General features: G+C 67.8%; 1 protein-coding gene. It reads left to right on the forward strand.

Going from position 1 to position 311, the window contains the following annotated elements:
- A partial coding sequence (locus EN846_RS34345; protein WP_189587216.1) for an IS66 family transposase zinc-finger binding domain-containing protein occupies positions 1-311 on the forward strand: 311 nt, incomplete at both ends.

A 311-nucleotide genomic window follows, 5' to 3' on the forward strand; every position in this document is an offset into this window, starting at 1 on the left:
ACTCCAGAGCACCGCGACGGAAGACGAGATCGCCGCCGAACAGGCTGCGGCCCGGACCACCGAGGTGGCGCCTTATGTGCGCAAGCGACCCGCGCGCCAGCCATTTCCCGAGCATCTGCCGCGCGAACGCATGGTCGAGCCCGCGCCGACTGCTTGTCACTGCTGCGGCGGTCATCGGCTACGCAAGTTGGGTGAGGATATCACCGAGACGCTGGAGGTGGTGCCGCGGCAATGGAAGGTGATCCAGCACGTGCGGGAGAAGTTCACCTGCCGCGACTCCGAGGCGATCAGCCGGGCTCCGGCGCCGTTCC

This window comes from Mesorhizobium sp. M4B.F.Ca.ET.203.01.1.1, assembly GCF_004791025.1.
GTDB classification, from domain to species: domain Bacteria; phylum Pseudomonadota; class Alphaproteobacteria; order Rhizobiales; family Rhizobiaceae; genus Mesorhizobium; species Mesorhizobium abyssinicae.